The organism is Enterococcus sp. DIV1682a (assembly GCF_051711005.1).
Classification (GTDB): domain Bacteria; phylum Bacillota; class Bacilli; order Lactobacillales; family Enterococcaceae; genus Enterococcus_B; species Enterococcus_B hirae.
This window is the reverse complement of record NZ_JBIOLT010000001.1, coordinates 2,618,427-2,638,339: the sequence shown is the minus strand read 5'-3', so window position 1 is coordinate 2,638,339 and position 19,913 is coordinate 2,618,427. Positions and strand designations below refer to the sequence as shown.

General features: G+C 37.2%; 13 protein-coding genes and 1 CRISPR repeat array. Of the genes, 10 read left to right on the top strand and 3 right to left on the bottom strand.

Annotation, left to right across the window (positions count from 1 at the left end):
• Positions 1-70: 70 nt before the first annotated feature.
• Positions 71-1,765: an oleate hydratase gene (locus IGJ23_RS12010; RefSeq protein WP_438775024.1), complete on the bottom strand. Its 1,695-nt coding sequence runs from the start codon at positions 1,763-1,765 to the stop codon at positions 71-73.
• 53 nt (positions 1,766-1,818) lie between these two features.
• Positions 1,819-1,947: a hypothetical protein gene (locus IGJ23_RS12005; RefSeq protein WP_010720995.1), complete on the bottom strand. Its 129-nt coding sequence runs from the start codon at positions 1,945-1,947 to the stop codon at positions 1,819-1,821.
• A 674-nt stretch (positions 1,948-2,621) separates the two neighbouring features.
• On the opposite strand from IGJ23_RS12005, the gene cas9 reads away from it, so the two are divergent.
• The 6 genes from cas9 to IGJ23_RS11975 all read left to right on the top strand — a co-directional run bounded on the left by cas9 (position 2,622) and on the right by IGJ23_RS11975 (position 10,080).
• Positions 2,622-6,632, top strand: coding sequence for a type II CRISPR RNA-guided endonuclease Cas9 (gene cas9, locus IGJ23_RS12000; RefSeq protein ID WP_438775023.1), 4,011 nt, complete (start codon positions 2,622-2,624; stop codon positions 6,630-6,632).
• Positions 6,614-7,480, top strand: a complete 867-nt coding sequence (gene cas1, locus IGJ23_RS11995) for a type II CRISPR-associated endonuclease Cas1 (protein ID WP_010720993.1) — start codon at positions 6,614-6,616, stop codon at positions 7,478-7,480. Before cas9 ends, cas1 begins: the two co-directional genes overlap by 19 nt.
• Positions 7,477-7,821, top strand: coding sequence for a CRISPR-associated endonuclease Cas2 (cas2, locus tag IGJ23_RS11990; protein ID WP_010720992.1), 345 nt, complete (start codon positions 7,477-7,479; stop codon positions 7,819-7,821). Before cas1 ends, cas2 begins: the two co-directional genes overlap by 4 nt.
• On the top strand, positions 7,811-8,470 hold the full coding sequence (csn2, locus tag IGJ23_RS11985; protein ID WP_438775022.1) for a type II-A CRISPR-associated protein Csn2: 660 nt from the start codon (positions 7,811-7,813) through the stop codon (positions 8,468-8,470). The genes cas2 and csn2 overlap by 11 nt, the downstream gene beginning before the upstream one ends.
• Before the next feature lie 115 nt (positions 8,471-8,585).
• Positions 8,586-8,958: direct repeats of the CRISPR family, unit length 36 nt; unit sequence GTTTTAGAGCTATGTTGTTTTGAATGCTTCCAAAAC.
• 401 nt (positions 8,959-9,359) lie between these two features.
• Positions 9,360-9,731 carry a DUF1622 domain-containing protein gene (locus tag IGJ23_RS11980; RefSeq protein WP_010720990.1) on the top strand — a complete coding sequence of 124 codons (372 nt, stop codon included), beginning with the start codon at positions 9,360-9,362 and terminating at the stop codon, positions 9,729-9,731.
• Entirely contained in the window at positions 9,721-10,080 is a 360-nt protein-coding gene (locus IGJ23_RS11975; protein ID WP_010720989.1) for a DUF1622 domain-containing protein, read from the top strand. The genes IGJ23_RS11980 and IGJ23_RS11975 overlap by 11 nt, the downstream gene beginning before the upstream one ends.
• Before the next feature lie 234 nt (positions 10,081-10,314).
• Here the strand turns inward: IGJ23_RS11975 and IGJ23_RS11970 are convergent, their stop codons facing one another.
• On the bottom strand, positions 10,315-11,745 hold the full coding sequence (locus tag IGJ23_RS11970; protein WP_438775021.1) for a helix-turn-helix domain-containing protein: 1,431 nt from the start codon (positions 11,743-11,745) through the stop codon (positions 10,315-10,317).
• 495 nt (positions 11,746-12,240) lie between these two features.
• On the opposite strand from IGJ23_RS11970, the gene tdc reads away from it, so the two are divergent.
• The 4 genes from tdc to IGJ23_RS11950 all read left to right on the top strand — a co-directional run bounded on the left by tdc (position 12,241) and on the right by IGJ23_RS11950 (position 19,808).
• The gene (gene tdc, locus IGJ23_RS11965) at positions 12,241-14,073 is read left to right on the top strand and encodes a tyrosine decarboxylase (protein WP_010720987.1); all 1,833 of its coding nucleotides are present in this window, start codon (positions 12,241-12,243) and stop codon (positions 14,071-14,073) included.
• Positions 14,074-14,388: 315 nt separating this feature from the next.
• The gene (locus tag IGJ23_RS11960) at positions 14,389-15,819 is read left to right on the top strand and encodes an amino acid permease (protein WP_010720986.1); all 1,431 of its coding nucleotides are present in this window, start codon (positions 14,389-14,391) and stop codon (positions 15,817-15,819) included.
• Between the two features lie 16 nt (positions 15,820-15,835).
• Positions 15,836-17,155 (top strand): amino acid permease, encoded by a 1,320-nt coding sequence (locus IGJ23_RS11955; protein ID WP_438775020.1) that lies wholly within the window; start codon positions 15,836-15,838, stop codon positions 17,153-17,155.
• 109 nt (positions 17,156-17,264) lie between these two features.
• Positions 17,265-19,808: an HAD-IC family P-type ATPase gene (locus IGJ23_RS11950; protein WP_438775018.1), complete on the top strand. Its 2,544-nt coding sequence runs from the start codon at positions 17,265-17,267 to the stop codon at positions 19,806-19,808.
• The last annotated feature ends 105 nt before the right edge of the window (positions 19,809-19,913 follow it).

Sequence of the window (19,913 nt, the reverse complement as noted above, 5' to 3'; positions counted from 1 at the left end):
ACTCCCGTTACTAGGAAGTGACAGTCATTTTTTGTTGCGGTTGTTCCTTGTTGATAGCTTGTTGCATCGATCATTCAAACATTTTCTTAGCAGCACGCATCAATGTAGGAATATCTTTGTCATATCTTGGAGTTTTAACAAGACGTGACATTGGAATACCAGCAAAATGGAAAGCAGCGATCTCGCCAGAGCGTACGGCACTTTGTTCCGTAAAGATCATTTGATAAGGTTGTTCGACAAATTCTCCAGTAAATGCCAAGTTCGTTGAGTGTTGAGGAATCACTTTTGGTCGGTCGCTTTTTGCTCGATTATTAAATAATGCAGAAGCATAAGGCATATACACAGGAATATTATTCACAACGCTATCAAAAATCTCGGTTTCCTTCGTTCGAATATTTTCAGGACCAGGATCGACTTTCGAAAGTTGTCCAATCAATTCTTCTAACATTTCTTTCCCAGTCATCTTGATATATTGCTTATCCACAAATTCTCCACGACGTCGAGGGTATAAGAAATATCCCCAAATGACGGTTTCATTTGGTTTTTGTGAAGTAAAATGTGGTTGGTGATGAACGACGATCGACATATTGACATCTTTTTGTCCGAGTGGCGTGATTGGTGTAGTGGAGATAAATGAATTCAATGCATTACCAGGAACTTGTGTCGTGATCCGAGTAATTTCATTTAAAAGCAAATGGTCCTTAGTTGTTAGAGTGAAACTGACCCATTCACTGGCATCACGATCGGCAAAAAATTTGTCAGGGTTACCTAAATTATAGAAACGTTCACTGGCTTTCTTCCACAAGCTAGAAGCAGCGCCATAATCCATATTTTCAACAGCTGGTGTATCGTAGTCACCTAGTGTAGCCGAATCAGTAATTGATCCGTTAGTGAAAAGCACACCCGTATCACCATCAACCACGACGTGTTCTTCCTCATTGGTTAACGTGTTGATCATTTTTAAGCCAGTCACTGTAATTTCATCTTGCATCGGAGTTTCTTTGAATTCCCAGTCGACTACGCGGCGGTTCAAAATGATTTGACATCCTTGGTCTTTTAAATAATTGATCAATGGCAACATGATACTTTCATACTGATTGTAGCGAGTTCGGTTTACTCCTACCAAATGTTCGATTTGTGTAAATTCATAAATCATTTGATGCATGTAGCGACGAAGTTCTTGGGCAGAACTACGAGTATGAAAAGCAAAAGTTGTTTCCCACATAAACCAAAAGTTTGTCTCAAAGAAGTGAGGATCATCTTTGAAGTATTCTTCAATTGTGACATTATCTAATTTTTCTTCTTCTGAATCAGGCATGGCGATCAGCTTAGTCAATAACAAACGATCTTTATTGTTAAATCCTAGTTTGCCACCGTCAATAATCCCTTTTCCGCCTTCCATCAAACGTGCTTTATCAAATGTTCGGTGTTTTGCATCAAAATCTCTAGTATCTTCAGCCGCAGTCATTCCTGGTTCGGTGACAGAGGGGATTCGGCTTAAGAGATCCATCAAATCCACGTATGTTCGATAATTGAGCATACGTCCACCACGGGCGATATAGCCCTTTTTGTTTTCTAAGGGATGATTTTTATTCCAATATTCATCGACAACGGTATCCGTTGGGGCACCATCATTGGAGCCATGGTCATCTAAAGAATAAAACGTAATCTGATCACCACGCCAGTTTCCTTCTTGAATCAAATAAACAGCAGCTGCCATATTGGCGATTCCAGCGCCAATCATTATTGCTTTACTTTTTCTCATTGTGATTCCTCCAGTATTTTACAAGTGAACAGTCTGACGATTCGTTTCTTTGACTAGATCGATTCAAATTCATCATACAAATGACGATCATCTTCTAACAAGCCTGTCTTTTTACCAAGATAAACAGCACCCAATGTTAATATGCCTAGTCCAATACCTAGTTTGATCCATTTTTTACTCATAAGATATTCCTCCTTTGTTTTTTCTCTCGTCCTTCTATGTAAAAGGATAGAACCTTTCATTCTAATTGCCAAATGATAGGGTAACCAAATATCCGAACTTTGGACAGATTGAACAGAGTGTCTAATTTTGAGCAAAAGTAAGTCAATGGAATAGAAAAGTTGGTCAGCTGAAAAAATGGAAAGCTTGGGAGGAAAATCAAGATTGGCAGAAAATCTGGAAAGAATGGTTTGCCAGATAGCAATGAAAAGATATGTAAGAGATTTGCGTTATTTTATATTTGATAAAACATTAGGTAATTAGAATTATTTTTTAAAAAAAGTTTCATTAGATTTGATTTTAAAATCAAAATTCTAAATAAAATGCTTTCAAAAATAAAAATCGTATAAAAATTTTGTGTTATAGTAAAACTGTTAAAAATCCTATATATAACAAAAAAAGGCAAAATAAAAAAGCACCGAGACAGTGCTTGCTTTAAAAGCTGATAACGGACAATGCCTTATTTTAACTCGCTATGTTGATTTGAATGCTACCAACAAATTGATTATAGCATAATACCAAAGAGTTACAAGTAGAAAAAGAAAATCACTTTGTCTAACTATTCATGATGGTTGGCAATTGTAAAGAAGACAACTTGCTAAGTTGTGTAAATGTTAAAAGAAGGGATGGATAGTGAATGACAAAGGACTATACGATTGGTTTAGATATAGGAACCAATTCTGTGGGCTGGGCGGTACTAACAGATGATTATCAATTAATGAAAAGGAAAATGAGCGTTCACGGAAATACTGAAAAAAAGAAAATCAAAAAAAATTTTTGGGGCGCACGATTATTTGATGAAGGTCAAACAGCGGAGTTTAGAAGAACTAAGCGAACGAATCGCCGAAGATTGGCTCGCAGAAAATATCGACTCAGCAAATTACAAGATCTTTTTGCTGAAGAACTCTGCAAACAAGATGACTGCTTTTTTGTACGTTTGGAAGAAAGCTTCTTAGTTCCAGAAGAAAAACAATACAAACTAGCATCGATTTTCCCCACGTTAGAGGAAGAAAAAGAATATTATCAAAAATATCCGACAATCTATCATTTGCGCCAAAAGTTAGTCGATTCAACGGAAAAAGAAGATCTCCGATTGGTTTATCTGGCATTGGCTCATCTATTGAAATATCGTGGTCATTTTTTGTTTGAAGGAGACTTGGATACGGAGAATACCTCTATTGAAGAAAGCTTTCGTGTTTTTTTAGAACAGTATGGCAAACAATCAGATCAACCACTAATCGTTCACCAACCCGTTTTAACTATTTTGACAGATAAATTATCGAAGACGAAAAAAGTGGAAGAAATCCTCAAATATTATCCTACAGAAAAAATCAACAGCTTTTTTGCTCAATGTTTAAAATTGATCGTTGGGAATCAAGCAAACTTTAAACGTATATTTGATTTGGAAGCAGAAGTAAAACTCCAATTTTCAAAGGAAACCTATGAAGAAGATCTGGAGTCTTTGTTAGAAAAAATCGGTGATGAGTACCTAGATATCTTTTTGCAAGCGAAGAAAGTCCATGATGCGATCTTATTATCAGAGATTATTTCTTCAACTGTCAAACATACGCAAGCAAAACTGTCTTCAGGGATGGTCGAACGGTATGAACGGCATAAAGCTGATTTGGCAAAATTCAAACAATTCGTGAAAGAAAACGTACCGCAAAAAGCAACGGTTTTTTTCAAAGATACCACCAAAAATGGTTATGCTGGTTATATCAAAGGAAAAACAACCCAAGAAGAATTTTATAAATTCGTCAAAAAAGAGCTAAGTGGGGTAGTAGGAAGTGAACCTTTTCTAGAAAAAATCGATCAAGAAACCTTTTTATTGAAACAACGTACTTATACCAATGGGGTTATTCCTCATCAAGTACATTTAACAGAATTGAAAGCGATCATTAATCAACAAAAACAACATTATCCATTTCTAGAAGAAGCAGGACCAAAAATCATTGCGTTATTCAAATTTCGAATCCCTTATTATGTCGGTCCTTTGGCAAAAGAACAAGAGGCTAGTTCTTTTGCTTGGATCGAGCGGAAAACAGCTGAAAAAATCCATCCGTGGAATTTTTCAGAAGTTGTAGATATCGAAAAATCAGCGATGCGTTTTATTCAAAGAATGACAAAGCAAGATACGTATTTACCGACAGAAAAAGTACTTCCTAAAAATAGCTTACTTTATCAAAAATATATGATTTTCAATGAACTAACCAAAGTGAGCTATAAAGATGAACGAGGTGTGAAACAGTATTTTTCCGGTGATGAGAAACAGCAGATTTTTAAACAGTTGTTTCAAAAAGAGCGAGGGAAAATCACTGTCAAAAAATTACAAAACTTTTTGTATACGCATTACCATATTGAAAATGCCCATATTTTTGGTATTGAAAAAGCATTTAATGCTTCGTATAGCACGTATCATGATTTTATGAAATTAGCAAAAACAAACCAAAAAGCCATGCAAGAGTGGTTGGAACAACCCGAAATGGAACCGATTTTTGAGGATATCGTAAAAATACTCACCATTTTTGAAGACCGTCAAATGATTAAACATCAATTAAGTAAGTATCAAGAGGTCTTCGGTGAAAAGTTGCTCAAAGAATTTGCAAGAAAACATTACACTGGCTGGGGAAGATTCTCAGCTAAATTGATCCATGGCATCAGAGATCGAAAAACGAATAAAACGATCCTTGATTATCTAATCAACGATGATGACGTTCCGGCTAACCGTAACCGTAATTTGATGCAGCTGATCAATGATGAGCATCTATCTTTTAAAGAAGAAATTGAAAAAGCAACGGTGTTTTCTAAACATAAATCATTAGTTGACGTCATACAAGACTTACCAGGAAGTCCGGCGATCAAAAAAGGAATTTGGCAAAGTCTTAAAATCGTGGAAGAACTGATTGCGATCATTGGATACAAACCAAAGAATATCGTGATCGAAATGGCAAGAGAAAACCAAAAAACGCATCGGACGAAACCACGTCTTAAAGCTTTAGAAAATGGGTTGAAACAGATTGGAAGCACGTTATTAAAAGAACAGCCAACAGATAACAAAGCGCTCCAAAAAGAACGGTTGTACCTGTACTATTTGCAAAATGGCAGAGATATGTATACGGGAGAACCGCTAGAAATCGAGAATCTTCACCAATACGAAGTGGATCATATCATACCGAGAAGCTTTATTGTGGATAATTCTATTGATAACAAGGTGCTAGTTGCTAGAAAACAAAATCAAAAGAAGCGCGACGATGTGCCGAATAAACAAATAGTCAACGAGCAAAGGATCTTTTGGAATCAACTGAAAGAAGCCAAATTGATTAGTCCAAAAAAATATGCGTATTTAACCAAAATTGAACTGACACCAGAGGATAAAGCCCGTTTTATTCAGCGGCAATTAGTCGAAACGAGACAAATCACGAAACATGTTGCGAATATTTTACATCAATCGTTTAATCAGGAAGAGGAAGGAACAGATTGTGATGGGGTACAGATTATTACGCTAAAAGCAACATTGACGAGCCAATTCAGACAAACTTTTGGGCTTTATAAAGTACGTGAGATCAATCCACATCATCATGCGCATGATGCGTATTTAAATGGTTTCATTGCGAATGTTTTGTTAAAACGGTACCCTAAATTAGCACCTGAATTTGTCTATGGAAAGTATGTCAAATATAGTTTAGCAAGAGAAAATAAAGCTACCGCTAAAAAAGAATTTTATTCCAATATTTTAAATTTCCTTGAATCAGACGAACCGTTTTGCGATGAAAATGGGGAAATTTATTGGGAAAAAAGCCATCATCTCCCACGGATCAAAAAAGTTCTTAGCTCCCATCAAGTGAATGTAGTGAAAAAAGTCGAACAACAAAAAGGTGGTTTCTATAAGGAAACGGTCAATTCAAAAGAAAAACCTGATAAACTGATCGAACGGAAAAATAATTGGGATGTGACGAAATACGGTGGTTTTGGAAGTCCAGTCATTGCCTATGCCATTGCGTTTGTTTATGCCAAAGGGAAGACACAAAAGAAAACCAAGGCAATTGAAGGAATTACCATCATGGAACAAGCGGCTTTTGAAAAAGATCCGACTACATTTTTAAAAGACAAAGGCTTTCCTCAGGTGACAGAGTTTATCAAATTGCCAAAATATACCTTGTTTGAGTTTGATAATGGGCGCAGAAGATTCCTGGCAAGTCACAAGGAGTCGCAAAAAGGGAATCCTTTCATCTTATCGGACCAATTAGTAACCTTGTTATACCATGCGCAACATTATGACAAAATCACCTATCAAGAAAGTTTTGATTACGTCAATACTCATCTTTCTGATTTCTCAGCCATCTTAACCGAAGTTCTCGCTTTTGCAGAAAAGTATACACTTGCGGATAAAAACATAGAGCGAATTCAAGAACTCTATGAAGAAAACAAATATGGAGAGATTTCGATGATCGCACAATCCTTTTTGCAGTTGCTACAGTTCAATGCGATAGGTGCTCCAGCAGACTTTAAATTTTTCGGAGTAACGATCCCTCGAAAACGTTATACCAGCTTAACGGAGATTTGGGATGCTACGATCATTTACCAGTCGGTCACTGGTTTATACGAAACGAGGATAAGGATGGGTGACTTATGGGCTGGCGAACAGTAGTAATCAATACCCATTCTAAACTGACTTATGCAAATAATCATCTGGTGTTTAAAAATGCGCAACAAACGGAAAAAATCCATTTGTCTGAGATCGATATCCTTATTTTAGAAACAACCGATATCACGATCACGACAATGTTGTTGAAGCGTTTAACAGATGAAAAAATCTTAGTGATATTTTGCGATGACAAGCGATTGCCGTCATCGCAATTATTCTCCTATTATGGGCGACATGATAGTAGTTTGCAGTTATCTAAACAAATTCAGTGGGAATCGGACTTGAAGGGCGTAGTTTGGACAACGATCATTGCCCAAAAGATCCATAACCAATGTCGTTTTTTACAAGAAAATGATTTTGTTGAAAAGGCATCTGCGCTTTCCAAGTTATCAGAAGAATTGGAAACATTTGATCCGACGAATCGTGAGGGGCATGCGGCAAGAATCTACTTTCAAACGTTGTTTGGTAATCAATTCACGCGGGAGGAGTCGAATGAAATCAATGCGGGGTTAGATTATGGTTATACGCTGCTAATGAGTTTGTTTGCAAGAGAAATCGTTAAAAATGGTTGTATGACACAATTCGGTTTAAAACATGCGAACCAATTTAATGATTTTAATCTAGCAAGTGACTTGATGGAACCATTTCGTCCGCTAGTTGATCAAATTGTTTATACATATCGTGATCAACCTTTCCCGATTATCAAAAGAAGGCTGTTTGATTTGTTTTCACAAAAGTATTTATATGGGAAAAAAGAAATGTTCTTAACGAATATCGTGACGGATTACACCAATAAAACGATTAAAACATTGAATAATGAAGGGAAGGGAGTTCCTTATTTCGGAATATGAGTTATCGTTACATGAGAATGTTATTAATGTTTGATCTGCCGACAGAGACGAGCGATGATCGAAAAGTTTATCGAAGGTTCAGAAAGTTTTTACTGAGTGAAGGCTTTATCATGCATCAATTTTCAGTATATAGTAAGTTGTTGTTGAACGGTACTGCTAATCAAGCGATGCTCGGTCGATTAAAAGCCCATCATCCTAAAAAGGGCTTAGTTACCTTACTAACGGTCACTGAAAAACAATTTTCACGAATGGTTTATTTGTGTGGGGAAAAAGACCTGAGTCCAGCTAATTCAGACGAACGAGTCATTTTTTTAGGAGAGGATGTGGAGGATGAACCTTAACTTTTCTTTATTAGAACAACCAATAAGCTTTGAAAAAGCGCTGATTTTTGTAATTGAAGATGTGGAAGTTTTTTCAAAAGTCGTTCATGGAGTTTACCAGTATGGTGAAAATAGCATGTTAAAGTTTTTCAATGATAAATTACAGCTACTCAAACCATCAGAATTGATGGTTGTGACGGATATCTTAAGTTTTGATAGTCAATCTCCAACTACATTGAAGCTGATCTATGCTGACTTAGAGCAACAATTAAATGAAAACATCGAACTAAAATCAAGGATTGATCAATTAACCACCAGGGTTCAGGAATGGATTAGTGAGGAACTCTTAGAACATGAATTAGATTTAGTCTGTGAAGAAATGAGTATGGTTGAGCTATTCAAAGCATTAAAAATAAGAATTACGACGCAACCAGAATCAATCTTTCAAAAAATAATGGAGATTTTACAGATTTATAAGTATCTAGTGAAAAAGAAATGCTTGGTTTTTATCAATGTTGGAGCGTACTTAACAGCCACAGAAATGGCTGAACTACAGGAATATATTTCTTTGTGTCATATGCCTGTCCTTTTTATCGAACCACGAAAAATAAAAGGATTGAAGCAAACTGTTTTAGATCAAGACTATTTTTTGTGTGAAGAAATGTGGTAAAATAAGAACAATCAAAATAACAAAAAACAGCATGAATGAGCATTCAAGACGAAAGTTTTGCTATGGACGAGTAGCGCGATTACGAGATTTCGTGAGAAAAAAATTTTTCTGCGAGGTTTTAGAGCTATGTTGTTTTGAATGCTTCCAAAACCAAACCCAAAACCGCCGAAACTTCTGTAATGTTTTAGAGCTATGTTGTTTTGAATGCTTCCAAAACGTTTAACCGACCGATCTTCTATAAAGAATTGTTTTAGAGCTATGTTGTTTTGAATACTTCCAAAACAATGTCCGTTTTTACGTAACGGTCGATTGGGTTTTAGAGCTATGTTGTTTTGAGTGCTTCCAAAACCCAAAACTTAACTCTAAAGACTACGTTCCGCAAAACAGTTTTAGAGCTATGTTGTTTTGAATGCTTCCAAAACCAAGGCTTGTAATTCCGTTTTGTTCACAGTGTTTTAGAGCTATGTTGTTTTGAATGTTTCCAAAATGTAGAAGCGTTGTGCTTTACTCGATCGCTGTTTTAGTTTTGTGTTATTTTGAGTGCTGACCTCATCAACTATGATAAGAGGTAGCTTTAGAGTTATGTTGTTTTGAATGAATGAAGATGCCTACTTTATCATGAAAAGTAGGCTCTTTTTTTACTTCTATATAGGAAAGTGTCTTCAGTTGTTGAATCTGCTAAGTTTTGATCATTGAAAGGGGGAATCGTGCCTTTTAAAAATGAATGGGTATGTTTACGGAACAGGACGCAATTGTTCAGTCTTATCAACATTGAAACGAATTCATTTTCTCAAAGAAAAGATGATTTGCTAATTTCGTGCTTTTTCTCTATCATCAAACAGTAGGCATTTGTTCGTGAACTAAAATGAATGTGAGAGGGGACAGTGAGATGTTTGATACAAATTTGATAACTTATTTGGACTGGTTGATCGCAATTTTGAATATTGCTTCAATCATTATTTTGCTGGTAGGGATTTTTTTAGTCTTAAAAAATCTTTTTGACTGGCACCCACTGAAAAAAGACTACGAACAGCGTAATTTCCGAAATGCGGAAGTACGCAAATTATTGGCTAGTTATATTTTGCTGAGTCTAGAGGTGCTAGTGGTAGCAGATATCATTGAATCAGTTATCAAACCAACTTGGACAGATATTTTAAAATTAGCAGTGATCATCATTATTCGAACGATTATTTCCTATTTCTTGAATTTAGAAACACAAGATAAAAAGCAAGTAAAGGTAGGAACACATAATGGAAATTAATTTGATCGAGAAACTTGCCCCTTATTTGGAACTATTAGTCATCGTATTAGACGTTTTTGCTATTTTAATCATTCTCTGGGGTGCTTGGTTAGCTATCAAAGATTTTCTCTACTTTTCTTTTACGGAACGAAGAATCAAAGCAGAGCGGATTAACCAAAACAATGCAATCAAAAAAATGTTAGGTGGCTATATCTTGTTGAGTTTAGAAGTCCTGATCTCAGCTGGTATCATTGAGTCCATTATCAAACCAACCTTGGAAGATGTCTTCCAGTTAGCTGCTTTGGTTGTGATCCGAACGATCATTTCGTTCTTTTTAAATAAAGAAATCGGCTCGGATGCACGACAATAAGTTATAAATATCACGCAACTCGTTTATTACGATGTGCCAACGTAGAAACATTTGCAATATAGAAAAAATCTCAAAACAACTTTCCAGGTTTTGAGATTTTTTGTTTTGCTTTTTAATTGCCTAACATCGGCCAGTTTATAGAACGAACGTTATTAAACAGTTGTGCTAACAACTTGGTTTTTTCACTGGAAGCTGGCTTTCAGTGAAGCATACGCCGGTTTTTCCCAGCACGGCTTATCGAACTGCTTGAACTGCCCAGACAATCGATTTTTCAATTGTGTCTACGGAAACGGGAACAATTGTCGGAGACTGTTCTGCTTCTGGCGTATAGAGAGTTTTTTCACATAAAATCCGAGTGTTTTCTTGTTGTGCAGCACTTTTTATTGCTTCGTCTAAGTGCTGATAAACAACGGGATCGACTTCCATATCGAAAGTAGTGACGGACTCTAAGGCTTCTCGGTAAATCAGATATTTTACGTCTGAGTTGGTAACGATACGGACGTGGAGTTTTGTTTTATTAATGCGTAAAATGCCACTTAATTCAATAACGAAAGCTTCCAAACAATTGATTTTAAGTCGTAGTCTATAAGGTAATTGGGCTAACCATTGGTTGAATAAAGGCTGTATTTCGGCTAATAAGGATTGCTGTTCTGGGGACAAAAGATAAAATTTTTCAGGTACAAAGAGTTGATAATTATCCCATGCGGTGCGCATCAAACGAATTAAAGCGCGTTCGAATGCTCGGTTACCGATGAATTTTCGATTGAAATAGCTTTCAAACTGGGTAATCAGTTGCTTGATTGATTGGCTATCTTCAATGAAAACTTGATGGAGGTGACAGAAGTCTTCTTCGATTGCTTGGTAAGAATTGAAGCCATAATCACTGAGATTAAATAAGATCAAAGCAAAGTATATTTCATTTTCTTGATAATACTGTTTTAGTTTAGTTGTATGCCATGCATCCATCACATATTGATAAATGGGGCGTTTTTGAAGTTCGGCTATAAAATCTTGTTCAATCGATAAGGGATGCCTTTTTTGAGACAAATAGCTGATCAACAATCCAATACGTAAGATCTCACGGTTGTCTTTATCGTAGATACGCCTACTATTAAAGGTTACCGATTCGATAAATTCATCTATTGCCAGGAAGTAGTCTGCTGGAAGTGTTGGGATCTTCAAGGTGCCCGTTCGATAAGTCACATTCAATAATAATAAACGACGTTCGATCTCCGTAAATCGTGGAGAGTGGTGTTGGATTTGAATGTCACAATCTTCAAAATAAGCAAGTACTTGTTTTTTTAATGAATACGCTTTGCTAACAGAAATATACTCGATTTCAGTCAGTTGGAGATAATCAGGTTCATTTTCAAGATATAACTGACAAGTTTTAAGAAATAAAGAAGGGCGTGCTAATTTTTGTATCAGGCGAAAACGAGGGATCGTAGGATCAAAATACAAGGAACAAGTATCTTTTTCTCGGTGGCTATAGATGATCTCATCCTTGAGTTCAGTTCGAATCGCTTTGATGTCATTGAGTAACGTTGTTTTGCAGACTTGTAATAAATGGGATAGTTCGTCTAAATCGATTTCTTTTTTGTGATAGAATTGACCGCAAAGAAATAACTGGCGTAAAATATTTTTTTCCAAATAGTCTTCAAACATTAAAACTCCTCCGCTTTGTAGATGGTTGAACAATGTACCATTCATTATGCCATGATTTAAAGTTTAAAACACTTTTATTTTTTTTCATATGAATGAAAAAGCTTGTGTTGACAAGCTTTTTTGTTATAAAACGATGTTTTATAAAAATATAAAGAGAAAAAATTCTTGTGAAAAAAATACAATAAAAGTAAAAAATGGATGAGTAAACGGATAAATAAAATAATTATTTTTTTAATATACGTATTTATTTTTAAACACACTTAAGAAACGACAGTTTTTTATCTCATGTTTTTATAAAATATTCGTTATTATGAGTAGAAAATTCTGAAAAATCAGACTTTCTTTATTTTTTTCTAAAAAAAGGGGTTATTTTACAATGTTATAAAAAAAATTATCTCATTTTTTGTTCTATAGTCAGTAGTGTGATACAGATGGATGGTTTCATCTGCAGTTACAAAATCGTTGGCCAACGAGAACAATATGGAGGTAATAGACATGAAAGATATGGATATCAAAGCCGTCTTTATTGGCGACAAATCAGAAAATGGCGCATTTTACAAAATGCAATTGAACAAGATGGTCGATGAACATTTAGGCTGGAGAGAGAATTATCTTCCTGGTGACGTTGCAGCCATTAGTGAAGCCGACAAACAAGCACCTCGATATATCGCCACTCGTGAGCATATGGTGGAAGTCTTGGATGAAGTCAGTCAACGGATGCGTGCAGGATCGATCCCTTGGCATTCTGCTGGGCGTTATTGGGGTCAAATGAACGCTGAGACATTGATGCCTGCCTTGCTTGCTTATAACTTTGCTATGCTTTGGAATCCGAATAATGTGGCATTGGAATCTTCTATGGCAACTTCACAAATGGAGGCAGAAGTAGGGCAAGATTTTGCTGATTTATTCAATATGACCGGTGGCTGGGGCCATATCACAGCAGATGGCTCGATCGCAAACCTTGAAGGTCTTTGGTATGCACGTTGTATCAAATCTATTCCCCTTGCAGTGAAGGAAGTTTATCCTGAAAAAGTCAAAGATAAAACAGATTGGGAACTATTGAATCTTTCTGTCGAAGAAATCTTAGAAATGGTTGGAACCTTCAGTGATGAAGAATTAGATGCTGTCAAAGCAGCTTCATCTCGTAGTGGGAAACACCTCCAAGAACTTGGCAAATGGTTAGTGCCACAAACGAAGCATTATTCATGGATGAAAGCTTTAGACATTTGCGGGATTGGGTTAGATCAAATGATCGCTATCCCAGTTCAAGAAGATTATCGTATGGATGTTGCTATTTTAGAAAAAACGATCCGTGAATTAGCCGCACAAAAGATTCCAGTCCTAGGTGTGGTAGCGGTCGTTGGGACTACGGAAGAAGGCCAAGTGGATAGTGTAGATAAAATCGTCGAATTGCGAGAAAAATTATACAAAGAAGGAATTTATTTCTATCTTCACGTTGACGCAGCTTATGGCGGGTATGCACGTGCATTGTTCTTAAATGAAGCAGGCGAGTTTGTACCTTATGAATCTCTGCCAGACTTTTTTGAAGAACATCATGTATTTAATTATGATGTTTCCATTGATCAAAGTGTTTACGATGGGTTCAAAGCAATCTCTGAGGCAGATTCGGTCACGATCGATCCGCATAAAATGGGCTATGTTCCTTATGCTGCTGGAGGTATCGTAATCAAACACAAAGAAATGCGTAACATTATTTCCTATTTTGCTCCTTATGTTTTTGAAAAATCAGTAAAAGCACCGGACATGTTAGGCGCCTATATTTTAGAAGGATCAAAAGCCGGGGCAACGGCTGCTGCTGTTTGGACTGCTCATCGTGTATTGCCATTGAACATTACTGGTTATGGTCAATTGATTGGTGCCTCGATTGAAGCAGCTCAACGTTTCCGAGCATTTTTAGAACAATTGAGCTTTACCATCAAAGGGAAAACGATTGAAGTTTATCCTTTGAATCATCCAGATTTTAATATGGTCAATTGGGTATTTAAAGTCAAAGGATGCACGGATTTAAAAACGATCAATGAATTGAATGAAAAAATGTTCAATCGTTCTTCTTATATGGAAGGGGATGTTTATAGTGAACATTTCATTACTTCACATACGACCTTTATGAAAGAAGAATATGGAGATTCCCCACTTCCTTTCATTGAACGGATAGGTCTTTCGAAAGAAGAATGGCAAAAAGAACAAAAAGTGACATTGCTAAGAGCGGCAATTATGACACCATATCTTAATGATGACAAGATTTTCGAGTTCTATACGCAAGGCATTACCAAAGCCATGGAAAAAACTCTCAATGAAATCTTATAACAATAAAAATTAACCGATAAACTGTCTAGTGAAGAACGATGTTACAGGAAGCTATGATCAAAGAAGATAGATGATGCACGTTGAATTGTTGTATTCAGAGTAGAAAGAGTGGCTGTTCAAACGCTTTTCCGATTCAAGATATCAAGATTATGTCAAACTCAGATAGTTGAAGACTAGTGAGTAATCGGGTAAACGCAAGCAGTTCTTTTTCAAAATGAAATACTGCCATTAATTTTTTTCGTTCATAGCTTTTCCCCCCTGTAACGTTCAAATTAGATAGTTTATTCTGTGTTGATGGAAAGAAGGAAAATAACAATGACAGATTCGAAAACTTCACAAATCACTACACTGACATTCATCGGTATGACTTGTGCCTTAGTTGCTAGTGTTCGGAACATTCCTGATGTTGCAGCCACGGGGTGGACGATGCTTTTTTATATGCTTGTAGCGGTATTATTTTATGCTTTTCCTATTTCGTTGATCTCAGGTGAATTTGCTGGGATGTTTCCCCAAAAAGGTGGACCAGAACTCTGGGTCTCAAATTCTTTAGGACGAAAATGGGGCTTTGTTGTCTCGTGGCTTTTATGGGTCCAAATGTTTCCAGGGATGGTAATGGTCGCTTCAGCGCTAGCACCTTTGTTGGGTAATATGATTGATAACGTTCCTTTAGGGTTGAACAGTAAATTTACTTTGATCGTTATTCTAGTCGTGTATTGGATCATTACATTATTAAATTTGAAATTTGATATGGCTAAAATTGGTGGGAAGATCGGTGTTTGGTTAGGTCTATATATTCCATTAGCAATTATGCTTCTTTTAGGTATTTTTTCATGGATCAAAGTCGGTATCCAACCACATGCAACATTAGGTCATTTTTCTTGGGCTAAATTGATCCCTGATGCAGAAACAGCGAAATCATTCGTTTACTTTGCACCAATCATGTTTATCTTTACGGGGATCGAGATGTCATCTGTCTACATCACCCGTTTGAAAAATCCTGTAAAAACTTATACTAAAGGGATCTTTGCTGCATTGATTTTTCTCTTCTTTGTGAATACGTTGAATGCGTTAGTCGTAGCAAATGTGGTACCTAAAGGCCAAATGGAGTTGAATAATATTGCGCAATCCATTTCAATCTATTGTCAGATTCTAGGATTACCACATATCATCGTTAATATTTTCAGTCTATTAGTCTTTGTAGGTGTAGCTGTCCAATTATCTGCATGGGCTTCAGGACCAGCAAAAACAGTCACTGCAAGTGCGAGAAAAGGAGCATATCCACCAAAATTCAATTTTTGGAAAACGAACCAATTTGATGTGTCAAAATCAGTGATCTTAACACAATCAACGATTATTTCGATCTTTGCTTTGTTTTATTTGTTGATACCAGGTGTCAATCAGGCATTTCTGATGTTAGTGAACTCCACGACAGTAATTTATTGTATTGTATATGTCATTATGGGGATTGCTATTTTGAAATTAAGAAAAGCCAAACCTGAACTTGCCCGACCATTTAGAATCGGTAAAAAAGGTGGCAAGGGTGATTTAGGTGCATGGATCGTTGTACTTGTTCTTTTTGCAGCAATTGGCTGTTCGGTAGGCTTGACGATGCAAGCTGGAACGTTGATCAACTTTATCGCAGTAACGGTGATTAGTTTGATCTTATTCATTGCCCCATTATGTATTGATAAAATCAGAAAACCATCATGGGAACAAGAAGTCCAACAAAAATTGAATCAAGAATAAAGAAAAGGTGAGTAAGATGGAAAGAACCACAATGAAGAAAACTTTGACGAACCGGAATATCCAGATGATTGCGCTAGGAGGTGCGATCGGGACTGGACTATTCTTAGGTTCTGCCAAAGCAATCAAGTTGGCGGGACCTGCTGTCTTGCTTACTTATTTTGTTTGCGGCCTCGCTATTTATGGGTTGATGTATGCGATGGGTGAACTCTTTTTATCCAATAATGAGTTTCAATCGATCGGCGATTTCATCCAATACTATTTAGGCGAACGATGGGCATTTTTAGTCAACTGGACATATTGGTTATGTTGGATGGGTGCTGGGTTGACCGAATTGACAGCGATTGGTTTATATATCCGCTTTTGGTTACCAGCACTCTCTCCCTTAATCAGTGGGATCTTCGCACTTATTGCCTTAGTGATCATTAACGTAGTTGCGGTTCGTTGGTTTGGTGAGTTGGAAACCTTGTTTTCAACTATCAAGATTTTTGGGATTTTATTATTTATTCTTTTAGGGATTGGCGTTTGCTTTTTGTATTTCAAGTCACCAAAAATTGGTGTCAGAGAAAATTTTGATCAGCTCCAAACCATTTTTCCATTTGGACTAACCGGCTTAGTTGCTGCTTTTCCAATGGTTTTATTTAGTTTTGCCGGAGTTGAAATGATCGGTTTAACGGTGGGCGAAACAGCAGATCCACAGAAAAACCTTAAAAAAGCGATCCAATGTTTACCCGCACGTATCCTCTTTTTCTATATTGGAACGATCGTGGCGATTTTGTTAGTCGTTCCTTGGCAATCTTTAGATTTAAAAGAAAGTCCGTTGGTCACGATGTTACAGTTCATTCATTGTAGCAAAGGGGCAGGAGTCATCAACTTGATCATCTTGGTTGCTTCACTTTCTTCCACGAATAGTGCCATTTATAGTACGAGTCGTATCTTATATAATACGGCAAAAGAAAAAAATCTTTCCAAATGGTTTCTAACATTATCTTCTCGAGGTGTGCCCTTGCACGGTATCTTATTTACTGGAGGCATGTTTTTATTAGGACTTTGTTTACACTTTTTTGTATCAGATAGTCGGATTTTATTTCAATTACTTGCAGGCATGACCACGATTTCGTTCTTATTTGTCTGGTCAGCTATTTTATTTGCCCATCTAAAATTAACGAAAAGTCAGTTGAAAAAATGGAAAGATCGACTCATTCTATGTTTTTTTGGTTTGGTAGGAATCAGTTTGTTTTTTGAACCAACTACTCGTGTGATTCCCGTAGTTTCCGTTGTTTGGTTTGGTGCCTTGAACTTGATCTATCAACGGATTCGTCAGACCGCTCCAAAATGATTCGATATTTTTCCCCTATTTTTTTCAGGGTCCTCTGAAATAATTGACGTTAAATCAAGTCTCTCCTACCTATAATAAAAGTATCACAACCGAAAGAGGAGGGATTGCGATGGTCTGGTATAAAGAAACAGCCCAAGAAGTGATGAAGACACTCAAAACGACTCCAGATGGGCTAAACCAAGATGAGCGTATCAGTCGTTTAAAAGAAAACGGCTATAATCATATAGAAGTAAAAAAGAAAGTTAGTCCATTACGAAAGTTTTTGAAGCATTTGACAGAATTATTGATGATTATCTTATTGGTTGCTTCTTTGTTAAAATTTTTTACAGGAGAAGTGATTGAAGGCAGTATTATTCTGGCAGTCGTTCTCGTCAATAGTTTTGTTGGTTATTGGCAAGAGCGAAAGGCTGAGGAAGCGTTAAACGGCTTAGAAAAACTTTTAGGACAGAACGCGGTGATTTTCACAGAAGGGATCAAAGAATTGGTTCCAGCTAAGGAATTAGTACCAGGTGATTTGTTAGCGTTGAAAGCAGGCGATGTTATACCTGCAGACGTTCGCTTGATTGAGGTCCATGACTTCATGGTAGAAGAAGCCGCATTGACGGGGGAGTCGGAAGCAGTTGAAAAGACTAGCGAACGATTGACGACAACTGTCTCAACCGGAGATCAGAAGAATCTGGCATTTTCTGGTACCTTAGTTCAAACAGGGACTGCGATTGGTGTGGTCATCGAAACGGGAGATACCACTGAAATCGGGAAAATCAATCAGGCACTACAATCAGTCCAACAACAAACTACACCACTCGTTAAAAAAATCAACCAACTAAACAAGCAGATCTTTCGTGGGATTCTTTTCCTTAGCTTGTTCTTACTCTTTTTCACGACATTTAGATATGGCTTGGAAATGAACTTCTTATTTTCAACGATTATTGCTTTGATCGTTTCGATGATCCCGGAAGGTTTACCAGCAGTACTCACGATGATCCTTTCTTTAGGTGTGAACGAAATGGCTAAAGAGCAAGCGATTATTAAAGGTTTGCCTTCTGTGGAAACTCTTGGCTCTATGACCGTGATTTGTTCGGATAAAACAGGAACCCTGACAAAAAACGAAATGAGTGTTGTCGAAACAGTGACGGATCAAGAAGAAACCATGTTGGCAATCATGAAAAACTGCCAAGAGATCCAAACCAAAGCAAATCAAAACGTGGCCGAATTAACAGGAAACCCGACCGAACTTGCTTTACTGCGTTACACGGCAAAAGCATCACTACCTTTGGAGCCAGTCAAAGGAAAAATCCCATTTAGTTCAAGCTATAAATACATGGCAACAATGCATGACAAACAGGAACATGCGATTGTTTATGTCAAAGGGGCACCAGAAGTATTACTAGCAAAAGCGAACTTGACACCGAAACAAGTCGGAAAATGGCAAGAGGAAGCGATGAAACTCGCCCAAAAAGGACAACGAGTCTTAGGCTTTGCTTATAAGACACTTGCTCCTGATCAAGAATTAGGACATGATCAATTGAATGAACTGACCTTTGTAGGGATTGCAGGAATTATCGATCCACCAAAAGAGAGTGCGATCCGAGCAGTCAAAGAATGTCAAAATGCAGGGATCTCGGTGAAAATGATCACAGGAGACCATAAAGACACTGCGCAGGCAATTGCTGAACAAATCGGTCTCAAACACACAAAAAACGTGTTAGAAGGAATTGACATTGATCGTTTATCCGATGAAGAACTAGCGAAACAAGTGAAATCAGTAGATGTATTTGCCCGAACGACACCGGAACACAAGTTACGGATCGTGGATGCTCTTCAAAAAAATGAAGAAATCGTTGGAATGACGGGTGACGGTGTGAATGATGCGCCAGCTTTGAAGCGTGCTGATGTAGGAATCGCTATGGGAATCAAAGGGAGTGAAGTGAGCAAGCAGGCAGCGGACATGGTACTGGGTGATGATAATTTCCATACGATCGCTAAAGCAGTCAAAGAAGGGCGGAGGATTCTCGACAATCTTCAAAAAACAATCAATTTTTTCTTACCAACAGCTTTAGCCCAAGGACTGGTCATTATTTGGGCACTACTCGTTAACCAGCCGTTACCACTGACACCTGTCCAAATTTTATGGGTGAACATGGTTACTACGATCACGTTATCCTATGCTTTAGGATTTGAAAAAGCTGGTAAGGACACGATGAGTCGCTCACCGAGAGATCCAAAGCAAGGGATTCTCACCCGCTACAGTGTGTTTCGAATCTTTTATGTGTCATTGCTGATCATGATTCCTGCTTATTTACTAGCAATGAGCTTTGAAGGACAAGCGCTCCAACAAACTATGCTCTTACAAAATATCGTAGCTGCTCAAGCTGTGTATATGATCAATTGCCGCGAGTTACTTGATCCTTCATTGAATCGAAGTTTATTTGAAAACAAAGCGTTGTTCTTGTCACTCGGGATGTTGGTCCTCTTACAAGCAGGAGTGATTTACTTACCGATCGCACAACAGCTAATTGGGACAACAAGTCTTTCCCTGACAGAGCAACTACCGATCTTACTAAATATTCTATTACTTTTTGTAATTGTTGAGATCGAAAAGCGGATCAGTAAGATGATCGCCAAAAAACGAAATGCTGAGTTACCCACGTAAAAAGTACCACCACAAACAGGAAATAAAAGCTTATAAACGTACTCTTTGGCCATTACCAAATAGACATTTATAAGCTTTTGTTAGTTACTTGATCATTGATCGATG

Bases quoted from the DNA above. Each gene is read 5' to 3' on its own strand.
- IGJ23_RS12010 (WP_438775024.1), bottom strand. From the start codon at position 1,765: ATGAGAAAAAGTAAAGCAATAATGATTGGCGCTGGAATCGCCAATATG.
- IGJ23_RS12005 (WP_010720995.1), bottom strand. From the start codon at position 1,947: ATGAGTAAAAAATGGATCAAACTAGGTATTGGACTAGGCATATTAACA.
- cas9 (WP_438775023.1), top strand. From the start codon at position 2,622: ATGACAAAGGACTATACGATTGGTTTAGATATAGGAACCAATTCTGTG.
- cas1 (WP_010720993.1), top strand. From the start codon at position 6,614: ATGGGCTGGCGAACAGTAGTAATCAATACCCATTCTAAACTGACTTAT.
- cas2 (WP_010720992.1), top strand. From the start codon at position 7,477: ATGAGTTATCGTTACATGAGAATGTTATTAATGTTTGATCTGCCGACA.
- csn2 (WP_438775022.1), top strand. From the start codon at position 7,811: ATGAACCTTAACTTTTCTTTATTAGAACAACCAATAAGCTTTGAAAAA.
- IGJ23_RS11980 (WP_010720990.1), top strand. From the start codon at position 9,360: ATGTTTGATACAAATTTGATAACTTATTTGGACTGGTTGATCGCAATT.
- IGJ23_RS11975 (WP_010720989.1), top strand. From the start codon at position 9,721: ATGGAAATTAATTTGATCGAGAAACTTGCCCCTTATTTGGAACTATTA.
- IGJ23_RS11970 (WP_438775021.1), bottom strand. From the start codon at position 11,745: ATGTTTGAAGACTATTTGGAAAAAAATATTTTACGCCAGTTATTTCTT.
- tdc (WP_010720987.1), top strand. From the start codon at position 12,241: ATGAAAGATATGGATATCAAAGCCGTCTTTATTGGCGACAAATCAGAA.
- IGJ23_RS11960 (WP_010720986.1), top strand. From the start codon at position 14,389: ATGACAGATTCGAAAACTTCACAAATCACTACACTGACATTCATCGGT.
- IGJ23_RS11955 (WP_438775020.1), top strand. From the start codon at position 15,836: ATGGAAAGAACCACAATGAAGAAAACTTTGACGAACCGGAATATCCAG.
- IGJ23_RS11950 (WP_438775018.1), top strand. From the start codon at position 17,265: ATGGTCTGGTATAAAGAAACAGCCCAAGAAGTGATGAAGACACTCAAA.